General features: G+C 47.4%; 1 rRNA gene. It reads left to right on the top strand.

Annotated elements, in window-relative coordinates:
* Window positions 1-308: ribosomal RNA gene (locus tag WS40_RS11075) — 23S ribosomal RNA — on the top strand; the annotation flags it as partial.

Below are 308 nucleotides of genomic sequence, written 5' to 3'. Positions count from 1 at the left end.
CCAATCGAACCCGGAGATAGCTGGTTCTCCTCGAAATAGCTTTAGGGCTAGCCTCATGAGAGTCTTATGGAGGTAGAGCACTGAATTGCCTAGGGGGCGTCAAAGCTTACCAAAGCATATCAAACTCCGAATGCCATCAAGATGATTCATGGGAGTCAGACCATACGAGATAAGTTGGATGGTCAAAAGGGAAAGAGCCCAGACCTACAGCTAAGGTCCCAAAGTGCGTGTTAAGTGGAAAAGGATGTGGGATTTCGAAGACAACTAGGATGTTGGCTCAGAAGCAGCCATACATTCAAAGAGTGCGT

It is taken from the genome of Ruminococcus sp. N15.MGS-57, from assembly GCF_000980385.1.
Taxonomy (GTDB): Bacteria; Bacillota; Clostridia; order Oscillospirales; family Ruminococcaceae; genus Hominimerdicola; species Hominimerdicola aceti.
This window is presented reverse-complemented; position numbering and strand designations above follow the sequence as displayed.